The following is a 22,769-nucleotide window of genomic DNA, read 5'->3' as shown; positions in this document are numbered from 1 at the left end:
TGAGTCAACAGGATAGGAAGACTTCTTGAAAACATCGCACGAAGAAAAAATCCCTCCTCTTTTCTGATACATTCCGTTTTTTGAGCTAGTACTTCTGTATTTGGTGTTGAAAGAAAAATTTAAAAGTTGTGCAGTTTTTAAAAATCAATGCAGGGAAAATAGGGTGAACGTGGAAATCATCTTATAGTGTACCATTTAATGCATTACTAACGTTGAAATAATATAAGAAAAATTTTTATACGGGAGGAATGGAATGAAACAGTTTTCATGGAGTGAAGAAACGAAAATCCAATGGAATATGCGGGCTGATTATTGGCATAAACATAGTATCGAAATGTGGGATCAAGGCAGCCGTAAAGACATTATTCCGTTTTTCCGACAGCATGTTCCGATTGGCCATTCCATTGCTGACTTAGGGTGTGGGGATGGCTACGGTTCTTTTCTATTTTGGAAAGAAGGATACGATGTAACAGGAATGGATATTTCCGAAGAGATGGTGAAAATTGCGAAAAAACATGAGCAATTGGGGTTGGCATTTGTCCTTGGAGATCTTAACAATCCGCCATTTTCAGACAATCAATTCGATGGGATCGTTGCAATTAATTCATTGGAATGGGTGGAACAGCCATTACATGCATTAAATGAGTGCAAACGAATTGTCAAACCTAATGGCTGTGCATGCTTCGGTATTCTCGGACCGACAGCGCAGCCGCGAAAGAATAGTTATGCAAGATTAACCGGTGAACATGTTATTTGTAATACAATGATGCCTTGGGAGTTTGAAGCATTGGCAGTTGATCATGGCTGGGAGAAAATCGCCGAACATGGCGTCTATAAACGAGGGGTTGCTTCTCAGCATTTACAAGGGCTATCTCGCGAATTAAAGCAAGCGCTTACTTTTCTAACTCTTTTCATGATGAAGAATATCGGGAAGGAAGTGTAGCCAGATGAATAATCAGCGCTACTCCATTCAAGAATTTGTTCAACAAACAAAACAGAAAGATAAACATCAAGGCATATTTGAATTAGAAACACCCCGTTTCTTGGAAGTGAATTTAAATGGGCAAATTTGGGCAAAAATGGGGACAATGGTGGCTTACCATGGTGAGATAAAGTTTGAACGAGAAGGAATCTTAGAGCACGGTTTCGGAAGATTGTTTAAAAAAGCTTTTACAGGTGAAGGTACGCCTTTAATGAAGGCAACAGGTAAAGGAAAGCTGTACTTAGCCGAACAAGGAAAGAAGATATCGATTCTTTCCTTGCAACATGATGCTCTGTTTGTTAATGGCAATAATCTTCTATCCTTTGAACCATCTATTCATTGGGATATCAAGCTCATGCGCAAAATTGCCGGTATGGTTGCTGGCGGCTTGTTTAATGTTCGGCTGGAGGGGAATGGGTTAGTCGCTATTACAACCTATTATGAACCACTTACATTAATCGTTACACCAGACAGCCCTGTTTTTACAGACCCAAATGCAACAGTCGCTTGGTCAGGAAGTTTGCAGCCAGATTTTGCAACAGATATTTCTTTCAAGACTTTTTTAGGAAGAGGCAGCGGCGAATCGATCCAAATGAAGTTTGTCGGCGAAGGTTTCGTTGTCGTGCAGCCGCTTGAGGAAGCTTACTTTTCAGAAGAGCCCAGCAAATCTTGAAAAGATGTATGCTAAACTAACATTCCTTCGGCAAGCGTGATACAATAGAATAGCATTAGGATGCACGTTTCTCTTACTTCTTTTCATTAGCTGAATACATATCATAGTGGAGGTCAAATATGAAAACAGACATTGAAATTGCCCAACAAGCTACCATTGTTCCGATTAAAGACATTGCCGCAAAGATGGCATTAACAGAAGCTGATTTTGACTACTATGGAAAATATAAAGCAAAGCTAACCTATGATAAAATCGAGTCTTTGCAGCAAGAGCCTGATGGCAAGATTATATTAGTGACTGCGATTAATCCAACTGCTGCCGGCGAAGGGAAGTCAACAGTGACAGTTGGTTTAGGAGACGCTCTCAACCGTTTAGGGAAAAAGACGATGATTGCCCTTCGCGAACCATCTCTTGGACCAACGATGGGAATTAAAGGTGGAGCGACAGGCGGCGGCTATGCCCAAGCGTTGCCAATGGAAGATATCAACCTTCATTTTACAGGCGATTTACATGCGATAACAACTGCGAACAATGCCCTTGCAGCTCTACTTGATAATCATTTGCAACAAGGCAATGAACTGCACATTGATCAACGTCGCGTTGTCTGGAAACGAGCGGTTGATTTAAATGATCGAGCGTTGAGACAAGTGGTCATTGGTTTAGGAGGTCCATTCCAAGGAGTTCCACGACAAGATGGCTTTGATATTACCGTTGCTTCAGAAGTGATGGCCGTCTTATGTTTAGCTACAGATCTACAAGATCTAAAAAAGAGGCTATCTCGAATGGTAATCGCTTACAATGTGGAAAAAAAGCCTGTTACTGTTGGTGATTTAGGTGTTGAAGGCGCCTTAACTTTATTATTAAAAGATGCGCTGCGGCCTAATCTTGTTCAAACATTAGAACAAACACCTGCTCTCGTACATGGCGGCCCTTTTGCAAATATTGCTCATGGCTGCAATAGTATTATGGCAACAAAAACTGCTGCTAAATTAGCAGATTATGTCGTAACCGAAGCAGGTTTTGGTGCAGATTTAGGTGCGGAAAAATTCTTGAATATAAAAGCGAGATCCGGAAATTTAAAACCGGCTGCCGTTGTCATTGTTGCGACAATCCGTGCTTTGAAAATGCATGGCGGTGTTGGAAAAGATGAATTGAATCAAGAAAACATACAAGCTTTAGAGAACGGTCTCGCAAATATTAAAAAACATGTAGAAACGATTGAAGCATTCGGACTTCCTTATGTCGTAGGCATCAACCGCTTCACAGCTGATACAGAAGCAGAAATCGCTGCCCTGCAAAAGTGGTGTGAAACGCATGACATTCCAGTTGCATTAACAGAAGTATGGGAAAAAGGCGGAGAAGGCGGGCTGGATCTTGCTGAAAAAGTATTACAAGTGATCGAAGAGAAAGAAAATCAGTTCCATTATTTATACGATGATGCTGATACAATTGACGAAAAAATACGCACGATTGTCGAAAAGGTTTACGGTGGAGCCTCAGTAGAATTTTCTTCCCAAGCAGAAAAACAATTGCAGCAATTTCATGCACTTGGCTGGGGAAGCCTTCCTGTTTGTATGGCAAAAACGCAATACTCCTTATCGGATGATCCAAAGCGGCTTGGACGTCCAGAAGGCTTTACCATTCATGTCCGCGAATTAAAGCCAAAGCTTGGTGCAGGCTTTATTGTCGCCCTCACAGGTGACGTAATGACAATGCCAGGCCTTCCGAAAGTACCAGCAGCAAATAAAATGGATGTAGATGAACATGGAAATGCTGTTGGATTGTTTTAAAGCAGCTTTTTAAAGCGAACACCCATTAGTCGAAGAGAAAACTTCGCTAATGGGTGTTTTTTGTTTTTATCCCACATCTAACTGGCAGTAAGACCCCCACCTCAAGAGTAAGAGGAACCAGAAGCGCTGGGTGGGGGATAACTGAAAGTCAAATGTCCGATTGGTTCAGGGCGACAGGATGTCGGTCAGAAAGGCGTTGCAACAGGACGTTGCGATCTCTAGCCTTTGTTCTACTTCTCAGTGGGGGATGAGAGAAAACCCCCACTGAAGGAAGTTTCACTTTATCCAAGGTCTATTTTTACATGAAGCTCCATATCTAAAAAAAGAGACTACGAACGTCAGGATGAAGAAAGGCTTCCTGCTGATAGGTTTATGGGAGATTAAAATGCTGAGTTATGTAAGCGGATGAAATGGCAGTCGAAAATGAGAGAATGAATTCGGTGATGATAAATTCATTCAGTGGAGAGCATTCTCCTTCAACATCATAAAAAATGCCGAAAACGGAACGATAATTGAAAAAAGCTATTGCTATCGTTATTTCTAAATATTAGCATTTGTATGATATAATTAACATTGTTCATATATTATGGTAAAAATGGTAATTTCATTGTTTGTCTCGTATTCACCTAGGAGCAAGACTTCCATCAAAAGCTAGGAACCGAAGAATAGGAGGGAAAGGATTGATTCGGCTATTAGTTATTGATAATCATGCATCAGCCGGAAAAAGAACAAAGAAGCTTCTTGAACAGGAAAAAGATTTTCATGTGACGGTTCTTCATTCTGGCAAGGATGCACTAGCACTAATACGCGAACAAAAATTTGATATTCTTTTATTTGATTTAAGGATGCCAATATTAAGCTGGCAAGTATTAGTGAAGAAAGCTACAGAAAATGATTCTGAAACAATCGTTATTCTTTATACAAACGATGATATTGAGCCGTATTTCAATCTAATAATAGAATCAGGAGTCTCAAGCTTTGTCAGCAAAACAGCATCAAAAGCACAATTAATTGCAACAATTCGGGCAGCATTACAGGGGGATGCTGTTATCCCAATTAAATTCTTGCCTCAACTAAGAAAAATAAAAACAAGAAAGTTAGGTACAATCTATTTTAATAGAAAAGAAATCAATATTCTTAAACAAGTTTCGTATGGAAAAACAAATAAAGAAATAGCTGATGTTGTTTTCCTTAGTCCCAGAACTGTCGAATACCACCTTACAAACATTTTTAAAAAACTCGGTGTAGATTCCCGCACGAAAGCGGTAATGAAGGCTAGCGAACTTGGTTATATTGAAGCAATCAGGTAACCCCGTTATCTTACTTGATCATCTTACATTATTTTACGGAGAGAAATCGTATTGACTATGTTTTAGACTGAAAATAAGTTGGTAAAAAAACTTTATTTAGTTACTGACGATTTTTATGAAGTGTTGCATTAAAACTCATTGTTTAAATCAACTATCAAACAATGAGTTTTGGTTAAAAAATGCTAGTAAGAATTAAATAAATCTGAAAATCGAATATCATTTTTACGGTAACCGTCAAAAAAACTCCGGTTTTATTGCGGGAAATTTGCGGTGTTACGTTTCACTTTCTATGATACAGTATTGGTAAGCGCTTGTAATAAATTGGATTTCCCTTAATAAATTAGGGGTCACAAAAAAATTTCTGTTTGGTACCATCAGAAAAAGAAAAAATGGAATGAAAAGGGAGGAATTCTGATGCTTAAGAAAAAATTGCTAGGGACAGTTATGATTGCGATGCTTGCTTTACCAGCTGGTGCAATGGCTGAAAACAATGAAACTAGTGGTGAGGTCGATCTTACTGATGTATTAACAAATGAAATGGTTACACCGTTTGCAAATGAAAACGTAGGTGGAGGAAACTGGGATTACGGTACAAGACTTGTCTTACCGTTAAAAAAGGAGGTTTATTCCAATTATTATCATCCAGATAAAGTGCATGGATCTTCATGTTCGATAGGAACCCGCAAGAGTGATAGCGGTAGGACAAAAGCAGGGGTTACCTCCTATTCAAGTGCAGTTGGTGGTATTAATGATAAAACAAAAGCAAATTGGAAAATCTATTAAGAAATAGTTGAATTACTGAAATAGTTTTTCTACATTAAAAGTATCATCATGGATTCTAACAAGATTCATGATGATACTTCTATTTCATCACAACCATTAAAGGAGCATTTTATTTTGAAGAAAATTGTGATCCTCTTTCTTATCCTAGCTTCTCTTTGTTCATTTTACATGACCTTTCAACAAACAGATCATACAGAATTTGAAAAAATTGATAATCTTGAGAAGCAGATAGCGTATAAGTTTACTATCCCAAATCACCTTTTATTAGCTGATCCAGAAGAGATTTATCCCTTTTTAGTAGAAATAGCAAAAGCGTATAAGGTGAATATATTTAGACCGAGCTTGCACCATAAAGAAGATCAAACGGTGGAAATTGTAAAATACATTTTACTAACGAATGACACAACTTTCTTTCATCATATCAAGCTAAAAAGCGGACAAGTATTAAGCGCTGAAGAAACACAAGAGGGTGAGCATTTTTTAACGACAAAAAATACTCATCAAAAGCTACAAAAAGGACAGATTCAGAGCTTCAGAGGGAAGCATCTTATCACAATTCATCCGCTTAAAAAATCATATGACTATTTACCGGTTGATGGTCATTATTTTGTAGAAGCATCAAATGAACAGACATTCAACGATTTTATTGCAACTTTTGCAGACAAGATCAATCAATATTATGCAGAATATGGAGCTGACTATACACGAGATGATTTTGTAGTCGATGATCACCAGAGTCAGGCGGAAACGACTGCGTCTATTGATCATTTGACAATGATTTATAGTGTCATTTTAGTGATTTTATTATTATTAATGATCTACTATGTTTTTACTATCTCGAAAAACATTGGCACAATGAAAATGCATGGGTTATCAAACTTTCATATATGGTGGCTGATTGTTGGCAGGCTGATTGTTATCACTTTTGTAGTGCTGACCATCATCACAACCGCTTGTGGATTATTAGTGGAGAACACAACCTTTCGCTTTGTTTTTCGGGTTATTTTCAATCAATTTTTCACGTATTTCGCTATTGCTATCCTATCTTTAGGAGCGTATATATACACAGCGAAAATCAGCATTAGTCAAGCAATAAAAAATAGAAAAGATACAAATGGAATTTTGGCATTAAATTTACTACTCAAAATCGTATGTTCCGTTATCCTCGTATTAATTGGGCTCAATATTTTTAAAGAGTATGTAGTGCTAACCGAAAAACAAGCAAGCTTAAAAAACTGGGAACAAAGTAAGGATTACGGGATTTTTTATCCTTTGTATATCGGACATGATCATGATGACGACTCGCTGCTACGATACCGAGCCGCCTTTAGTTCAGAATTATACCCAGTTTTGAATCAGATGGGTTCCATTTTTATTGATGCTAGAGAATATGAAGCGCTTTCTTTATCGCTAAATAGAAATTATGATGGGATTTTTTCAATAAGGGTCAACAATAATTATTTACAAGCTTACCCTGTGTATGACGAACATCATGTGCCTATCAGCGTATCCGAAGAAAATGAAGACTTGATTTTACTTGTACCTGAAAAATATCGTCATCGTGAAAAAGAAATACGAACTTTTTTTGAGAATGAAGGACGATCGAGAATGGAGTTTGCAGAACAGCAACTGCAACTAGAAATACCAGACTATGTAGATGATCAAGCACTTGATATTATATGGACAGCGAATGATCAGGAGATATTTAGCTTTAATCCAGATGTTTTTCCAGATCAGCATCAAATGATCATAGATCCAATTATCGAAGTCTTAACCGAAAAGAATGATCTCATAAAGGATTTCGCTGCACTTGGTAACGGTAGCAGAGATGCAATGAAAGTTAAATTGATTGATAGAGATCCTGCGCTCACCTATAAAACATTGAAACCAACATTAGAAAGACTGAAAATAGATGATAATTTAAAATATCTCGTCACAATTGATCAATATATATTGGAAGAGATCTATCATTTGAAAAAGTACCTAAAGTTGCTTTTGATTGTTGGTGTTGCGATCTTGACTGGATTATTGATATTGATCGTACAAAATCTGATTGTGTTTTTTAATAAACATCAACAGAAGTATGTGGTCAATCGCCTATTCGGAATCGGTTTTTTTAGAACATATAAGAATTACATGATGTTGCTATTATCGACGTGGATTGTGCAGCTCATCATTTGTGCAATTGTCAATGGTAGTGTTGGGTACGAATTATTCAGTGTAGCAGCGCTATTCATGATCATGGAATTTATTGCTTCAATAATTGCTCTCATCATCATCGAACGGCGGAACAAGCTAAAGGTAATAAAGGGAGGATAATTTACGGTATGGGGAATATTTGTGAACTGATCAATATCAAAAAGAGCTATGCTGATCATGTCGTACTAGAGGATATTAATATAACAGTCAATGCAGGGGAAATGGTTGCAATTACAGGGAAAAGTGGTTCAGGTAAAACAACGATACTCAATATTATCGGGATGCTTGAAAAGCCAGATAGCGGTACGGTTAAACTCTTTCATGAGAACACCCCCCGCATTGGTTCAATGAAGGCCAATAAATTACTTAGAACAAAACTGTCTTATTTATTTCAAAATTACGCATTAATCGACAATGCCACTGTCAACGCCAATTTGGAAATCCCGCTTATCTATTCAAAAAAAACAAAAAAAGAAAAGCAGGAAATGAAAAGAGCTGCCCTGGAGAGGGTAGGTTTGAATATTAATCTTAAGCAGAAAATTCATGAGCTTTCAGGAGGAGAGCAGCAGCGAGTTGCGATCGCAAGAATCCTTTTAAAACCTTGTGATCTAATCCTTGCTGATGAACCGACAGGCTCTCTTGATACAGAAAATAGAAATGAGATTATGGGTATTTTAAAAGAACTCCATATTGAAGGCAAAACGATCATTATCGTCACTCACGACCCATACATAGCGGAAGCATGCAATCGAGTAATCGAGTTATGATATGATAGTTGCTGCAAATATAGTAAATAAGAGGTGGTTTTAAAAGATAATCCATACGATTATCTTTTAAACTTTTGATGATCAAATATAAACGTAATAGATATGACAAGAGATTTTATATTTTTGCCTTTATTCTCAATCTAGTTTGTATAGGCATGATTTGGGGTATTTTCTATTTTGATTATATCAATATGATCAACAATGGATATATAAACAAAAATGCAATCACTTTTACAATGGAACAAAAGGAAAAGCCCTTAAAAAGAAGTAATAGTAAGTTTATTTTATTACAAGTTAGTGATGAAAATCCTCGCTTAAAGTATGTCTGGTTCAATGGGAACGTAACACTTCCACCTATTAAGTATGAGTTCAAAACAGATATTCACCATCCAAATGAAAAAATCGCCATTATTGGCAGGAACGTCAATATACATAACGTTCCTCCAGACTACAAAGTGGTTGGATATTTTGATACTCCCAATTCTTATAAATTAAATTCAGAAATTTGGCTAATTCCTGATTCCTTTCAATTTGACTTTACCATAGGAAACTTATTTATCTTTCATACACCAAACAGTAATAAATTAGAGATTATACATAAGATTATCAATCAAAATCCAATCAATATGATCACTCAGGAAAATGCAGGGACATACCTTTTACATTCTAATAAGTATTTCATGATTTCTATCAATATAGGCCTATTGTTTACTATTGCGATATTTATGTTAATAGGAATGATTTGGTTATCTAAAGAAAAATACTTTATTAGAATTATGTATCTGCACGGGTATTCGAGAAATGAAATTTTTTTAAAGTTATTGACATATAAACTGCTGCCATATGTATTCATTACAATCCCCTTGCTATTAATAGCTTTGGTTGTTCAACATGCTATCTTTCCGCTTTGGTCTCATTATTGGATAAACAACTCCATTTATTTATTTAGTGGGTTGGTGTTGTATTTAATCGTCAGCTGTTTTGCAGTCGTGAAATGGAATACGGTTGAAAAAGGTGGTAGATAGGATTGAAGGTTACTTGGATTCTCTTTAAGCAAAATAAGCTTTTAAACTTTTTAAATATTTTTGCCTCAACGATACTTTTTTTACTTGTGCTAACGTTCATCGTCAATGTCTCTTTTTCACATATAGAGATAAAGACAACAAACCATTTTAAAGATAAAAATATGTTTAAATTATCAGATGGTTTATATGACGAAAAAGAAGTTGAATTTTTTTCAAAAAAAGAAGGTTATGACACATTAAGTCGATTCGAAAGAAATATATCTTCTTCTTCAGAATTTGCGTATTATCATGCAATTAGCCAGCCAATCTATGTGATGGATTTTAAGGAAGGTCCTATTTTTGACCCCCTTTATGAAAGAGGTGGACAGCGCCCTCCTATTGAAAGAAATAATAAGGTATATAGTGCAGTAAAATCAATGCAACTCAATAAAACTGCTTTTGAGTTGAATGAACTTAGATTAAAAACAGGAAGTGGATTTACAGATAAGGATTACATATATACTGAGAAGCAAAATGAATTTCCGATTCTTTTAGGAGCAGCGTTTTCTCATGTATACGAGCTAGGAGACCAAATTGAATTTAACGTATACAAAAAAGACCTGATAGGAACTGTCATCGGTTTTTTTGAACCAACTCAGAAAGTCATGACAGCGTTCGATCCAGAAATACAAATAGATCGCTATATCATTTTGCCATCATGGTATTATGAAAAATTTCCATCTCTTGTCATGAAAAAAGAGGATAAGTTATTTTTCATGGCTTCATTACTTAATCTAGTTAATGGTACGATCGTCACAGATTTATCTCCACTAGAGGCGAGAAGAGTTGTAAATAAAATTGGTAAAGAAGTAGGCTTTACTGATTTTCAATTAATAGGTGCTAATAGCTTAGCTATTGATGCACTAATTGGTATGACGGAGATGAATCGAACCTATCTTTTGGTCAGCACCTGTTTGATGTTTGTGATGACAATGATGCTCTTTTTATATGCAACAATCACAAAAATCAGAAAAAATATCGATATTTTTAAAGTCTTATTGATAAGCGGAGTGAATTCAAAACAAATTTATCAATATGTCCGCTACGAATTATTATTGACATGTTTCATGGGTTCCAGTCTTTCCATTTTTGTACTTTTCATGTTAATGGATGATCCATTCATGTTTTTCGTCAATTATTTGTTTGTCATTATTGCAATAATAGCGGGAATGGTATTAATAGTAAACATGTTTATTGTTAAAACTTTCAAGGAAATCGATTTGGTTCAAAAATTGAAAGGATGATGAAATTGTCTACCGTACTGGTGTTGAAAGACATAAAAAAAGAATTTCACGGTGCAACTATCTTTGAAAATATACATTTATCGATCTTAACTAGTCAAATGATTGCGATAAAAGGTAAAAGTGGTATTGGAAAAAGTACGTTATTAAATATCATTGCTGGCTTGGAACGTCCGTCTTCCGGCACATATTTTCTTGGGGATATCAAGATGGAGACAAAGAACTTAAATCAATTAAGTGAAATTCGGAAAAAGAAAATTGGATACATTTCACAACATAGTCCAATGATTCCTGGATTAAGTGCTTTTGAGAATATATGCGTTCCTTTGTGGTTTGAAAAAAATATGAACATTAAGAATAAAGCAATGAAAGAAATAACCGAATTAAGCCGGGTTTTTGAAGTCGATCATTTGCTTCATAAAAGGATAGAAAAACTATCAGGTGGAGAAACGCAGCGGATTGGTATTATTCGGTCTCTCATTCATCATCCTGAAGTAGTTGTAGCTGATGAGCCAACAGCTGCTTTAGACGAAGAGACCGCTTCAAAAGTATTGGATTATTTTAAAAAGTTAAAGTCAAAAGGAATTGCGATTATTTTAGCAACTCATAGTAGTTTTGTAGCAGAACATTGTGATGAAACGTACCTATTAACGAAGAATGAGTTATCACACGTAAACACTTCGGAGAAGGATAGAAAAGTAGGGATGAATAAATGAAACAACAGTTCTACTTGGAAGTAGTGTGAAAAAAAGCGGTAAATGGTTATCAGGTTCGGCCTGTATATTTTGTTTTTATCCGTATAGCAAGCTCTAATGGATGATAAACATCTATGAGAGCTTGTTTTTTGTTGTTTTTAATACTTTACATTTTACCATCAAAAATTGCGGTATTTTTGCGGTGTTAAGATTGGTTTTATATGGTAAGGTAGTAGTATATGGAATTTTAAAGCGGAATTTCCATAATAAGATAAATGATTTTGGAAACTGTGAAACGAGGTGAGCTGCTATTTAAGGTTATGTAGAGTCTCTATAAAAACAATTTTAGCATTATTTCTCGTTCGAGGAGCTTTATATTTTGTTAGTGGCTTAATGAGAGGGACTTCTAAAGGTAAGGGTACGAAAGGAGAAAAAATGAAAAAAATTATAGGTTTTGTTCTAAGTCTAGCAATTTTTTCAATCCTTAGCGTACCAGCATTTGCACAAGGATTTGACATTTCAACTCAACCAACTTCAGGCGACGGAGATATCCAATTAGCAGCATCTTGGGGGCATATTAAATTAAAATCTGACCCTGAATTTGCATATGCAACAATGAGCACTTTTGCAGGAAAAGCATACTATTTAAGTGCTGAAGTTACTGGTTTCGATGAACTTGGATCTATTCCGTCAAGTACAAACTATGCATTTAATGCATCTTCAACAACAACAGGTAAAATCTTCAAAAGATCCGGCTCTGTCACTTGGACAGGATATGGAACAATTCAAGATACTAAAACATCAGGTACACAATACGCAACGATATCAAAAAGTTATTAATGAATGAAAATTAAAAATTGACCCTTCCTGATTAGAAGTCCTTCTCCTTAAGCAACAAACCGTATTAAATAGTAGACAGCTTTCTATTAGGAATAAGAGGAGATCCACTATGAGAAGAAAAATGACAAATTGTATCAGACTTTTCTTTATAATCTTCATGATCATTCATCTCGCAAGCTGTGATAATAACGATAACAAACAAGTAAATATACATCCTGATATGAAAGTAGCGAAATGGGATAATACTAAATATGCGGATTGGGAAAGCAGCGTTGGTCTTGATGTATATAACGCGAATAGCTTTAATACTGAAGATGAAAATAGTAATAAAGCAAATAAAATACTCTATATTGAAAATTTAAATGACCCGATAACACTTAAATTTAACAATAATGGAAAGAAAAGAAATTTTATTGTTACAGTATATTATGACTATGAACAAATACCGTTCAAAATATCTGAAACCAACGACTATGATCTTCATTACAAATTTGAGTTAGATGATGGCTATGAGGCAGAACTGCTATTATATCTTCCTCGTGATCTTAAAATGGAGGGGAATCACAAACTACTCATATCGTTTACGATCGGTCATGATATTAATGCAAAAGATATTAGTGGCCAATCAGATTGGTATGGCATGAATGCAGTATATGACATCGTATACGATATCAATGATGTGGAATTTATCGATTATCATACATATGAGAAAGCGACAAAGACGATAGACCAAACGTATAGATTTACCTTAAATGAAGATTTTCATTACAGCATACTTGATACAAATATCTTGCCTCATGTAAATAAAGTTATCACAATAAAGCCAGGAGAAAAACTGAATCTAATGTATCATGCATCTACATTAGGAAGTGATGCAGAAAAAATATTATTATTAGCAACAATTGGATTTGAGCAAGTAAACATTGATGGTAAGAAATATAAACTTTTAGAGATCCCAACAGGCGAAACAGGCATTGGTGAAATAGCATTAACTGCTCCGGAACAACCTGGATTTTATGAAGTGATCGCTTTGGCAGTCTCTAATCCATTTGCAAAAATAAATGATGAATCGAATTTTGAAGTATACTCAAGTGTCCGCTTTACTTTAGAAGTAAAATAGGCCAATTTTACACTAAAATTTAGAATGATGAATGCTGTTCTCGCCCCTAAAAATTCTGGCTCTATGATGTGTGAAATCTGACTATCTCTTCAAGAAAAGGCCTTCGTTCTGAAGGTTTTTTCTTTAAGTCTATTATCTGTGTACAATAATTTAATTATGTCAACTAAAATTCTAAGCTAGTTCCCTTGTCCTAGGTAGGCATAAAGTCTATAATCAAGGAGAATAGTGAACTTGAATGATCGAAAAGGAGCTAGGTAAGATGTTAAATATTGGGGAAAAAGCACCGAGTTTTAAATTAGATACGGTTTCGAGTCTATCCAGCTTGCCAATCCCAACTACTTTAGAAGATTACAAGGGAAAGTGGCTATTGTTATTTTTTTACCCATTTGATTTTTCTATCGTTTGTCCTACGGAAATGAAAAGTTTAAGCAGTAGAGTGGAAGCATTTCGAGAAATAAATACAGAAGTGTTGGCAGTAAGTACAGATAGCATTTATACACATCGGGCTTGGTTGAAAAATGAAGGAGGAAATGGGATTGGTGATCTACAATTCCCACTAGCATCTGATTTTTCGAAGAAGGTCGCAGAAGCTTACGGTGTGCTTCATCCACAAACAACTTCAGCTCATCGGGCTACATTTATTATTGATCCAGAAGGCATTATTCAATATGCTGTCATGACAAATATGAATGTAGGCAGAAGTGCAGATGAGACGCTGCGTGTTTTAGCTGCATTGCAAAGCGGCGGGATGTGTCCGATGGATTGGAAAATAGGCGACGACGTGCTGCAATCCAAAAGCTCATATTGATCTCGAAGGGGCTGTTTCCAAAAGTCATTTTTATCACTTTTGGAAACAGCCCCTTCCGTTTTATTGGATTCAGCTAACATGAAACGGAAGTGAGCAGGCGAGTTATTAGCCAAATCAAGCTGATATCGTCCGAGGTACTAGCTTATCTATGTGAACTTGCTTTAAACTGCATGAACATCTATCTTGTTTAAAACGTGAAATAATATGGTAAGATGTCATTATCTTAAGAAATCCTCAAGCAGGATGCACTGCTTCTAATCTGAAGAAGCAGGAAGACAAAAGGAGCGAAGTAATGATGTTTGATCCAACTGCTTTTGATAACTTAAAAGTAGTGCTCGAAGGCGCCATTTATGATTTAGATTTGAGCGGTGACATCCGAGTCCTTGATCGGAAGGATTTAGTTGATTTAGCAACAATGTCAAGACGCTATGAAATAAAGTTTGCTCTTAGAAACCATACATTGCCGTCGCTTTATACTCAATTTACACTGGAAGCGACAATGGAACAATTAGCGGCAGAATTAATCAAAAAAAGTGGATTCCAGCAGCCAGGCGCTTATGTGTCCATTGATTTCGGCTGGCAAAGCGAACACAATATAAACATAGAGCAGGTAAAAGAGCTGTGGGGAGAAACTCGAACATATGATGAAAAGAAAATAATTTCTTCTCAACATGGAACGCGGATGGTCGTTAGCATTGATTTTCATCGTTTCATTACAGAAAACATGATCGACGATTGTATTGCAATGATTCATCATATGGTAAAAACATTGTACGAGCTAGATGAAGGTTATATTTAAGCGCAGCGAATAAATGTAGCCGAACGAAATAGAAAGAATACCGATTATGCTAATATTCAGTTGCCGTAAAAGGAATATGATAAAGGAAAAGGCGGGAGAGTCGTGAAAATGATGTCTGTAGAAAACGTAACAAAAACATATGGGGAAAAGCAATTATTTCAAGCGATTTCTTTTCATATCAAGGAAAAGGACCGCATTGGCTTGATTGGCGTAAATGGAACAGGCAAATCATCGCTATTAAAAATAATTGCTGGGATGGATGATCCTGATAGAGGTTCCTTAGTAAAGCCAAATGACTACTCAATTGCTTATTTGCCGCAGCATCCGCCACTCTCTTCACACTTCACCATATTAGAGCAAGTTTTCGAAGGGAACGCCCAGATTATAAAATTGATGAATGAGTATGAGCAAGCAGTGCAGCAGCTTGAAAAAGCGCCGGAAAATGAAGTTTTTCAAGAAACTTTATTTCAGCTTCAAAAACGAATGGATGCACACAATGCATGGGATGTTAGTACAAATGCAAAGACGATTTTATCTAAACTCGGCATCCATGATGTGCATCAGCAGATTGCCGAGCTTTCCGGCGGCCAAAAGAAACGGGTAGCACTAGCACAAGTGTTGTTGGAAACACCTGACTTGCTCATCTTAGATGAACCAACAAACCACTTAGATTACTCATCTATTAAATGGTTAGAGGACTACCTTGGAAAATATCAGGGCGCTATTTTGCTCGTAACACATGATCGCTATTTTCTTGATCAAGTAACGAATCGAATTTTTGAACTTGATCACGGTCATTTATATGAATATGATGGGAATTATCAAACATTTATTGAAGCGAAAGCGCAGCGAGAGGAAGAAGCGGTACAGAGAGAGATCAAAAAGCGGAACATCTATCGAAAGGAATTAGCATGGATAAAAAGAGGAGCGAAAGCACGTTCGACAAAACAAAAGGCGCGCATCCAACGGTTTGATCAATTACAGTCTGAATTAGGAAAAGTTCCTGAGAAAGAAGCTATTGATATGAGTCTTCAAGGAAGTCGTCTTGGCAGACAAGTTTTTGAATTGGTTGATGCAGAAAAATCATTTGGCAATCGCTCGATTCTAACCTCGTTTCAATTACTTATTAAGCCAGGGGATCGGTACGGAATCGTTGGAAAAAATGGGAGCGGAAAATCGACCTTTTTACATTTGCTTGCAGGCAGGCTCCCGCTTGATAACGGTGAGCTAGTCGTTGGTCAAACGGTTAATATTGCATATTACACACAAGAAGTGGAAGATATGGATGAAAGCAAGCGAATGATTGCTTATATTCGTGAAGCTGGAGAGGTTGTTGAAACGAGAGATGGCGAATCGTTGTCAGCAACCCAAATGCTAGAACGCTTCCTTTTCCCTGCTTCGAGCCATGGTACACCGATTGGAAAGCTGTCAGGCGGTGAAAAGCGCCGGCTCTATTTACTAAAGCTGCTCATGTCAAAGCCTAACGTTCTTTTACTTGATGAGCCGACAAATGATTTAGATACAGAGACGTTAACGGTATTGGAAGATTATATCGAAGAATTTCAAGGAGTTGTCATTTCTGTTTCTCATGATCGCTATTTTTTAGATAAAACGGCAGAACAGCTCCTTGTTTTTCAAGGCGAGGGCGTGATTGACCGGTTTTACGGGACATATAGTGAATACTTAGAAGCAAAACAACATGAAGAAGCAGAAAAAACAGCAGTAGCCAAAACGCCCCGAAGTGAACAAGAAGAGCCGGTCAAAAAGAAAAAGATCAGTTATTTAGAGAAAAAAGAATGGGAAGAAATAGAAGATAAAATTGCCGAAACAGAAGAAAAGCTGGAAAGCTATCAAACCGAGTTAAACAATATTGATAGTGATTTTGAACAAGCGCAAATCTTAATGGAAAAAATAGAACAGGTAGACAATGAATTAGAACATTTAATTACTAGATGGAGTTATTTGTCGGAACTAATGGAATAGAGAGTATCGTTTATGACTTATAAAGGGTATAGCCAATTAAAAAGATAAATTGGCTATACCCAAGAGAGGTTATTATGCCCGCCTCTCCAAATAAAGGGCACGTCTCTACTGGAAAATGCAATCTATTCAGCCAACGTGTTTATTTCTACTTGGCGGTTGCAGGTCTCTTAAAAAAGGGTATAAACATAATATACGAGGGGGTGTCTATCTATGAAAAAAGGCAATCAAAAACTATCAAAGAAATTAGTACCAACTGAAGGGTCAGTAGAAGCGCTACAAGCCGAATTAGAGCAATTACGTATGGAGAATGCTTATTTAAAAAAGTTGAATGCCTTAGTTCAAAGCAAGGAAAAATCACCAAACAAGACAAAGCACAAATAGTCAATGAATGAAGGTATGAATTTCCGGTGAAATCATTGGTGAAGCTGGCAGGATTCCACGCAGTACATACTACTATTTAGTGAAAAGAATGGATCGTCCTGAGCCAGATCCTGATTTAAAAGAAGCGATTAAAGCGATTTATGACAAACATGAAGGACGTTACGGCTAACGGCTATCGTCGTATTCGCGAGGAATTGGAGAACCGTGGTCAAAAAGTGAATCATAAAAAAATACAGCGAGTGATGAAATTACATATGAAAAAATATCGCTCTTACAAAGGAACGGTTGGCAAGATTACCCCGAATGTTTTAGATCATTTTAAATTAGAATTAGCGAAATACATCGAGTACTACAACAACAAACGAATAAAGGCAAAATTAAAAGGTATAAGTCCGATATAATTTCGAACTCATACCCAACCCGTTGCTTAATAAAATAACCGTGTCTAACTTTTAGGGTTACTCCCCGAGGTGGGGGCCTTGACTCGCCAGTTAGATGTGGGATAAAAAATGATGACATTCTCCCATTTGCGTGCAGTCAAGATATTAGAGGTCGATAAGCCCATATGCTAAAATAGGATGTACGTTTAGTAAGGGGGATGTAAATGAAGATAAAATCTATTGAGCCTACACCGAGTCCGAATACGATGAAAGTGACATTAGATGAAGCACTTCCTGCTGGAAAAAGCAATAACTATAAACGAGAAGATGCTGCATCAGCATCGCCTTTAATAAAGGCAATCTTGGAAATAGATGGTGTAAAAGGTGTATATCATGTAGCTGATTTCATTGCTGTGGAACGAAATGGCCGTTTTACATGGCAAGAAATCTTACCGCAAGTAAGGGCAGTTTTTGGTGAAAGCGATATGAATAATGAAAAAAACAGTTTGGCAGATGAACATTTCGGTGAAGTGAATGTTTTTGTGCAAATGTTTAAGGATATTCCTCTGCAAGTAAAGCTGACAACGAATGAAGAGGAAAAGCGGTTTGGATTGCCGGAAGAATTTACAAACGCAATGGAGGCAGTACAGCTTGATGGAGAAAATTATGTACTTCTCCGTAAATGGAAAGATGTTGGCGTCCGCTATGGAGAATTAGAACAAATAGGCCATGATGTTGTAGAAGAGTTGATTGCTGCCTATCCAAGCGACCGCCTAAACGTATTAGTAGAGAGAGGAAGAAACCCACAGCAGGTTCACCATACGCCGATTAAAAAAATAAAGGTTACGGAAGAAATGTTTCAACATCCGGATTGGCAGGAGCGATATCGATTATTAGAACAAATGGATGATCCGACAATTGAAGATATTCCTGTCCTGAAAAAAGCACTGCAAGATGAAAAAGCTTCGATTCGAAGATTAGCTGTTGTATATTTGGGCATGATTGAAGACAAAGCAGTGCTGCCAATTTTGGCAGAAGCACTAAAGGACAAAGCAGTAACTGTTAGAAGAACAGCAGGGGATTGCTTTTCTGATCTAGGTTTTGCTGAGGGAATGGATGCTATGATTGACTCTTTAAAGGATAAGAGTAAAATTGTACGCTGGCGGGCGGCCATGTTTCTTTACGAAGTAGGAGATGAACAGGCTCTCCCCGCTTTAAAAGCAGCAGCCAATGATCCAGAATTTGAAGTGCAATTACAAGTGAAAATGGCAATAGAGCGCATTGAAGGCGGAGAAGAAGCAAAAGGCTCTGTTTGGAAACAAATGACGGAAGCAAGACAAGGTAACTAAAAGCATTTGTTCAGTGTCGACTCTTGTAATAGACGATCAAAATGACGACACTCTGTATTATTCAGTCTTTGGGAGTCTTGTTGCAATGACTTTTTAAAACGTACGAGAAATGGAGGAAACGGATATGTCTATGGCATATGAAGATTATATGAGACAGCTCGTAAAGCCTATGAGAGAAGAGCTGACTAATGCAAACTTTAAAGAATTGCTGACAGCCGATGAGGTAGAAGCTTTTATGGAAGGCGTCAAAGGAACAACGCTTGTTGTCATTAATTCAGTATGCGGTTGTGCTGCTGGACTTGCTCGTCCTGCTGCGATTACTGCTGTAAGTACAAGCGAGAAAAAGCCTGATCATCTTGTCACTGTTTTTGCAGGACAAGATAAGGAAGCAACAGAAAAAATGCGCGCGTATTTTAAAGAATTGCCGCCTTCTTCTCCGTCAATGGCATTATTAAATGGCCAGAAAGTAGTGCATTTTATTCCACGAGAACAGATTGAGGATGAAGAAGCTGAAGTAATTGTAGACAATTTAAGAGAAGCATTTGCAAAGTATTGTTAATTTACAATAATAGGCATGAAAAACGAGCATCGTTTTTCATGCCATTCGTATGAGTGTTGACAAGACTAGGTGTTCAATCAGTAATGCCTAAATAAATGAAGTAAGCGAGTAGAAAGAAAAATCCGATAGTAACAAGAATTGCATTCATTTAAAATCCACCTTTCTTCACATTTTATCTAGCAAACTGGTTGAATGGTATGTTCAATAAGAAGGGAGAAGATTTTAAGATTTCGGCAAGTAAAAGTTGAAATCTTTTCCCAAACTTTTTGAACAACCTCTTATATGATGATTATTTCCATTGTATAATAAAATAAACTTCAATAGTCTGAAACTTTTTTTAAAAAAACTCGTACTAATTAGTATGTATCTAAAATCGAGAGAAAACAGCAATGTAGATTGATTGTGAAAGAAGGGTATGGCAAAGATGAAAAAATGGATGCGAAAATCGTTAATCGTCATTGTTTCTTTATTAACTTTTGGCATTGTGACCCCTTCACATGCACTATGGTCCGAAAATCAAGAGGCGGATCATGCAGCAGAAGGAAGGCAATTCTCTAGTAATCGCCAACTATCAGATCCAGTTGAAGAGACTGTTGTCGAAAACGAAGAGGAACAGGGCAGAGAAGCATTTATGGCAATGATGATGGAGGAAGCAGTAAAACAATCATTTACTAAATTTGGAAAGAGGATATCCCCAGTGATTGCAGATGAATTTCGTCAAGTAATCTTGCCAAATATTCAACATGCAATCGAAATGACAGCTTCGCAATACCCAGATGAAGAGCTGTCTGCACTAGCAATTACGGAAGCACCAGGTGGAGGGATGAGTGAGAAGATTTTTAATATTTACCACGTTGAGACGATGGAGGACATTATTAAATTCCATGTTCGAAGAGATCATCCTCCATTAGACGGGTATTATTTTAACTTTCACTATCATACTTATCATGATCAATTTCAAACCCACTATGAGCTTGGAACGATTTTCTGGGATAAAAACACCCCGCCGCAATGGATGTCAGGAGAACATTGATAAAAAATAATAATATGAAAAGAGGAAGATTCAGCATCGATGAGGAAAGATTTTCTCGATCATTTTACGGTTTTTTCCTGCCGATCACAAATGCTGCTATGTTATAATGAATCTACTATAATATGAATTCATTTGTGAAGGAAGTGCACCGAGAATGCGCAAACTACTGATTATCTTCCTCACTTGCATGATTGTTCTTCTTCTTGGCGGCCACTCATCGTTAAAACTTGATGGCATTCCTTTATACAAAAGCCCGCTATTTGCTAAACTGCAGCTGCGTTCAGGTGATAGTTTGAAAGATATTATTGTGCTGCCTGTACACGAAGTTTTTAATCAGACGAGTGTCATTCAATTGATTGAACAGCTTGATCAATTGCCTCCTGACATGCTGAAGAAAATTAAAGCAGCAGATATCAAGATTCAGTTATTTACAGGCAAGCTGACAGACTATCGGCATACTGCTCATTTAAAAGGGATCAAACCGCGTGGTTATCAAGATAGCTCAATTACATGGGATGACGTGCCCGGAATTGGTGGTGGAAAAACAGTCTTTGTGAAAATAGGCCACAGTGAAAGAGGCAGCGGACATGGCTCGGTTAATTTAGAGTTGCATGAATTAGCACATTCTCTTCACCATTTCGTGTACAGCACACAATTATCCACTAAAGAATATAAACAAATTTGGCGTACAGAAGCAGATAAGCTTTTTCCCGGCAACTTTTATTTTCTTCATTATGAAGAGGAATATTTTGCTGAAGCGTTTGCAATGTTTTATTATAACGATTCAACTAAAGAGAGGCTAAAAAAAGATGCACCGGCTACTTTCGCTTTTATTTCTCATTTAGATTGATATTTTTGCTAAATATCGTATGATGATATAGTTGTTAAAAAACACTTTTTTGACAGACTGGGTTATTTTCCATCTGTCATTTTTTCTGTTACTCGCATACAACAAATTTGATATAGTTAGCTTAATTCCAATTCATTGTTGGAGAAAATTAAATAATGTTAATAATAAGGATGGATGCAGGAAATGGAACAATATTTGGCTCTTTGTAAACACGTACTAGAATCAGGTGTCAAAAAATCAGATCGAACAGGTACTGGAACCATTAGTACATTTGGCTATCAAATGAGGTTTGATTTAAGCAAAGGCTTTCCTTTGATGACAACAAAAAGGATGCCTTTTCGTACCATTACAAGTGAATTGCTTTGGTTTATAAAAGGGGATACAAACATTAAATATCTTTTACAACATAAAAATAATATTTGGAACGAATGGGCTTTTAAAAATTGGATTGAAAGTCCAGACTATCAAGGACCGGATATGACTAATTTTGGACTTCGCGCTCAATGTGACGAAGCATTCGCACGCCAATATCAAGAAGAAATGGAAACCTTTAAGCATCGAATATTAACAGAGGAGGCCTTTGCAGAAAAATACGGACATTTAGGAGATGTTTATGGCAAGCAATGGAGAAAGTGGAGGACTTCAACGGGAAACACGATTGATCAGTTGAAGGAAGTGATTGCAGCGATAAAAGAAAATCCATCTTCAAGAAGGCTTATTGTATCCGCTTGGAACCCTGAAGATATACCGAGCATGGCGCTGCCGCCTTGCCATACCCTTTTTCAATTTTATGTATTAGATAATAAGCTATCCTGCCAGCTTTATCAACGAAGTGGTGATATATTCCTTGGCATCCCTTTCAATATAGCCAGCTATTCTCTATTGACCCATTTTATCGCCCATGAGTGCGGACTGGAGGTTGGCGAATTCATTCACACTTTAGGAGATGCACATATTTATCTCAATCATCTTGAGCAAATTGAAGTACAATTAAAACGAGAGACGCGAAAACTGCCTACGATTGCGATTAACCCTGATGTCCAATCAATTTTTGATATTAAGATTGACGATATTACACTTGAAGGGTACGATCCGCACCCAGCGATTCCCGCACCTGTTGCAGTATAGTGGATAATAGTGGCGCTAATTTAAGACGAACGAAG

Annotated in this window: 21 protein-coding genes and 1 pseudogene; all 22 read left to right on the top strand. The window is 36.8% G+C overall.

Annotated elements, in window-relative coordinates; all coding sequences use genetic code 11:
- The first annotated feature begins 253 nt into the window (after nucleotides 1–253).
- The 22 genes and pseudogenes from J2S08_RS09740 (at nucleotide 254) to J2S08_RS09640 (ending at nucleotide 22,734) form a co-directional block, all read left to right on the top strand.
- On the top strand, nucleotides 254–943 hold the full coding sequence (locus J2S08_RS09740; RefSeq protein WP_307229014.1) for a class I SAM-dependent methyltransferase: 690 nt from the start codon (nucleotides 254–256) through the stop codon (nucleotides 941–943).
- Nucleotides 944–947: 4 nt separating this feature from the next.
- Entirely contained in the window at nucleotides 948–1,655 is a 708-nt protein-coding gene (locus J2S08_RS09735) for an AIM24 family protein (RefSeq protein ID WP_307229012.1), read from the top strand.
- A gap of 119 nt (nucleotides 1,656–1,774) precedes the next feature.
- A complete protein-coding gene (locus tag J2S08_RS09730) occupies nucleotides 1,775–3,445 on the top strand; it encodes a formate--tetrahydrofolate ligase (protein ID WP_307229010.1) in 1,671 nt (556 codons plus the stop codon).
- Nucleotides 3,446–4,125: 680 nt separating this feature from the next.
- Entirely contained in the window at nucleotides 4,126–4,755 is a 630-nt protein-coding gene (locus tag J2S08_RS09725; protein ID WP_307229008.1) for a response regulator transcription factor, read from the top strand.
- A gap of 414 nt (nucleotides 4,756–5,169) precedes the next feature.
- A complete protein-coding gene (locus tag J2S08_RS09720) occupies nucleotides 5,170–5,538 on the top strand; it encodes a lactococcin 972 family bacteriocin (protein WP_307229006.1) in 369 nt (122 codons plus the stop codon).
- A 114-nt stretch (nucleotides 5,539–5,652) separates the two neighbouring features.
- Nucleotides 5,653–7,857, top strand: a complete 2,205-nt coding sequence (locus tag J2S08_RS09715) for a DUF1430 domain-containing protein (protein WP_307229004.1) — start codon at nucleotides 5,653–5,655, stop codon at nucleotides 7,855–7,857.
- Between the two features lie 8 nt (nucleotides 7,858–7,865).
- The gene (locus J2S08_RS09710; RefSeq protein ID WP_307229002.1) at nucleotides 7,866–8,504 is read left to right on the top strand and encodes an ABC transporter ATP-binding protein; all 639 of its coding nucleotides are present in this window, start codon (nucleotides 7,866–7,868) and stop codon (nucleotides 8,502–8,504) included.
- Between the two features lie 155 nt (nucleotides 8,505–8,659).
- Nucleotides 8,660–9,529 carry a hypothetical protein gene (locus J2S08_RS09705; protein ID WP_307229000.1) on the top strand — a complete coding sequence of 290 codons (870 nt, stop codon included), beginning with the start codon at nucleotides 8,660–8,662 and terminating at the stop codon, nucleotides 9,527–9,529.
- Between the two features lie 2 nt (nucleotides 9,530–9,531).
- On the top strand, nucleotides 9,532–10,812 hold the full coding sequence (locus tag J2S08_RS09700; RefSeq protein ID WP_307228998.1) for a hypothetical protein: 1,281 nt from the start codon (nucleotides 9,532–9,534) through the stop codon (nucleotides 10,810–10,812).
- 5 nt (nucleotides 10,813–10,817) lie between these two features.
- Nucleotides 10,818–11,525 (top strand): ABC transporter ATP-binding protein, encoded by a 708-nt coding sequence (locus J2S08_RS09695; protein WP_307228996.1) that lies wholly within the window; start codon nucleotides 10,818–10,820, stop codon nucleotides 11,523–11,525.
- Between the two features lie 414 nt (nucleotides 11,526–11,939).
- Complete coding sequence (locus J2S08_RS09690) at nucleotides 11,940–12,344, top strand: hypothetical protein (RefSeq protein ID WP_307228994.1); 405 nt, start codon at nucleotides 11,940–11,942, stop codon at nucleotides 12,342–12,344.
- A gap of 109 nt (nucleotides 12,345–12,453) precedes the next feature.
- Nucleotides 12,454–13,464, top strand: a complete 1,011-nt coding sequence (locus tag J2S08_RS09685) for a hypothetical protein (protein ID WP_307228992.1) — start codon at nucleotides 12,454–12,456, stop codon at nucleotides 13,462–13,464.
- Nucleotides 13,465–13,723: 259 nt separating this feature from the next.
- A complete protein-coding gene (locus J2S08_RS09680) occupies nucleotides 13,724–14,272 on the top strand; it encodes a peroxiredoxin (RefSeq protein ID WP_307228990.1) in 549 nt (182 codons plus the stop codon).
- A 295-nt stretch (nucleotides 14,273–14,567) separates the two neighbouring features.
- Nucleotides 14,568–15,071, top strand: coding sequence for a hypothetical protein (locus tag J2S08_RS09675; protein WP_370875663.1), 504 nt, complete (start codon nucleotides 14,568–14,570; stop codon nucleotides 15,069–15,071).
- A gap of 102 nt (nucleotides 15,072–15,173) precedes the next feature.
- Entirely contained in the window at nucleotides 15,174–17,054 is a 1,881-nt protein-coding gene (locus tag J2S08_RS09670) for an ABC-F family ATP-binding cassette domain-containing protein (RefSeq protein ID WP_307228987.1), read from the top strand.
- Between the two features lie 195 nt (nucleotides 17,055–17,249).
- A pseudogene (locus J2S08_RS09665) lies at nucleotides 17,250–17,749 on the top strand (IS3 family transposase); the annotation flags it as partial.
- A complete protein-coding gene (locus J2S08_RS22510) occupies nucleotides 17,729–17,836 on the top strand; it encodes an IS3 family transposase (protein ID WP_370875662.1) in 108 nt (35 codons plus the stop codon). The pseudogene J2S08_RS09665 and the gene J2S08_RS22510, both read left to right, overlap by 21 nt.
- Before the next feature lie 203 nt (nucleotides 17,837–18,039).
- The gene (locus J2S08_RS09660) at nucleotides 18,040–19,164 is read left to right on the top strand and encodes a conserved virulence factor C family protein (RefSeq protein ID WP_307228985.1); all 1,125 of its coding nucleotides are present in this window, start codon (nucleotides 18,040–18,042) and stop codon (nucleotides 19,162–19,164) included.
- 124 nt (nucleotides 19,165–19,288) lie between these two features.
- The gene (locus tag J2S08_RS09655) at nucleotides 19,289–19,723 is read left to right on the top strand and encodes a BrxA/BrxB family bacilliredoxin (RefSeq protein ID WP_307228983.1); all 435 of its coding nucleotides are present in this window, start codon (nucleotides 19,289–19,291) and stop codon (nucleotides 19,721–19,723) included.
- A gap of 424 nt (nucleotides 19,724–20,147) precedes the next feature.
- A complete protein-coding gene (locus J2S08_RS09650; protein WP_307228981.1) occupies nucleotides 20,148–20,756 on the top strand; it encodes a YpjP family protein in 609 nt (202 codons plus the stop codon).
- A 154-nt stretch (nucleotides 20,757–20,910) separates the two neighbouring features.
- Nucleotides 20,911–21,606 (top strand): anthrax toxin lethal factor-related metalloendopeptidase, encoded by a 696-nt coding sequence (locus J2S08_RS09645; protein WP_307228979.1) that lies wholly within the window; start codon nucleotides 20,911–20,913, stop codon nucleotides 21,604–21,606.
- A 174-nt stretch (nucleotides 21,607–21,780) separates the two neighbouring features.
- The gene (locus J2S08_RS09640; RefSeq protein WP_307228977.1) at nucleotides 21,781–22,734 is read left to right on the top strand and encodes a thymidylate synthase; all 954 of its coding nucleotides are present in this window, start codon (nucleotides 21,781–21,783) and stop codon (nucleotides 22,732–22,734) included.
- The last annotated feature ends 35 nt before the right edge of the window (nucleotides 22,735–22,769 follow it).

Origin of the sequence: Bacillus chungangensis (assembly GCF_030812995.1) — a bacterium.
Lineage (GTDB): Bacteria > Bacillota > Bacilli > Bacillales > Bacillaceae_C > Bacillus_CF > Bacillus_CF chungangensis.
The sequence above is the reverse complement of the archived record's forward strand: the minus strand, read 5'-3'. Positions and strand labels throughout refer to the sequence as shown.

What these genes read in the sequence shown, in the direction of transcription:
- J2S08_RS09675 (WP_370875663.1), top strand. Translation starts at nt 14,568, where the DNA reads ATGTTTGATCCAACTGCTTTTGATAACTTAAAAGTAGTGCTCGAAGGC.
- J2S08_RS09720 (WP_307229006.1), top strand. Translation starts at nt 5,170, where the DNA reads ATGCTTAAGAAAAAATTGCTAGGGACAGTTATGATTGCGATGCTTGCT.
- J2S08_RS09680 (WP_307228990.1), top strand. Translation starts at nt 13,724, where the DNA reads ATGTTAAATATTGGGGAAAAAGCACCGAGTTTTAAATTAGATACGGTT.
- J2S08_RS09705 (WP_307229000.1), top strand. Translation starts at nt 8,660, where the DNA reads ATGATTTGGGGTATTTTCTATTTTGATTATATCAATATGATCAACAAT.
- J2S08_RS09660 (WP_307228985.1), top strand. Translation starts at nt 18,040, where the DNA reads ATGAAGATAAAATCTATTGAGCCTACACCGAGTCCGAATACGATGAAA.
- J2S08_RS09650 (WP_307228981.1), top strand. Translation starts at nt 20,148, where the DNA reads ATGAAAAAATGGATGCGAAAATCGTTAATCGTCATTGTTTCTTTATTA.
- J2S08_RS09690 (WP_307228994.1), top strand. Translation starts at nt 11,940, where the DNA reads ATGAAAAAAATTATAGGTTTTGTTCTAAGTCTAGCAATTTTTTCAATC.
- J2S08_RS09740 (WP_307229014.1), top strand. Translation starts at nt 254, where the DNA reads ATGAAACAGTTTTCATGGAGTGAAGAAACGAAAATCCAATGGAATATG.
- J2S08_RS09730 (WP_307229010.1), top strand. Translation starts at nt 1,775, where the DNA reads ATGAAAACAGACATTGAAATTGCCCAACAAGCTACCATTGTTCCGATT.
- J2S08_RS09645 (WP_307228979.1), top strand. Translation starts at nt 20,911, where the DNA reads ATGCGCAAACTACTGATTATCTTCCTCACTTGCATGATTGTTCTTCTT.
- J2S08_RS09735 (WP_307229012.1), top strand. Translation starts at nt 948, where the DNA reads ATGAATAATCAGCGCTACTCCATTCAAGAATTTGTTCAACAAACAAAA.
- J2S08_RS09640 (WP_307228977.1), top strand. Translation starts at nt 21,781, where the DNA reads ATGCAGGAAATGGAACAATATTTGGCTCTTTGTAAACACGTACTAGAA.
- J2S08_RS09655 (WP_307228983.1), top strand. Translation starts at nt 19,289, where the DNA reads ATGTCTATGGCATATGAAGATTATATGAGACAGCTCGTAAAGCCTATG.
- J2S08_RS09710 (WP_307229002.1), top strand. Translation starts at nt 7,866, where the DNA reads ATGGGGAATATTTGTGAACTGATCAATATCAAAAAGAGCTATGCTGAT.
- J2S08_RS09685 (WP_307228992.1), top strand. Translation starts at nt 12,454, where the DNA reads ATGAGAAGAAAAATGACAAATTGTATCAGACTTTTCTTTATAATCTTC.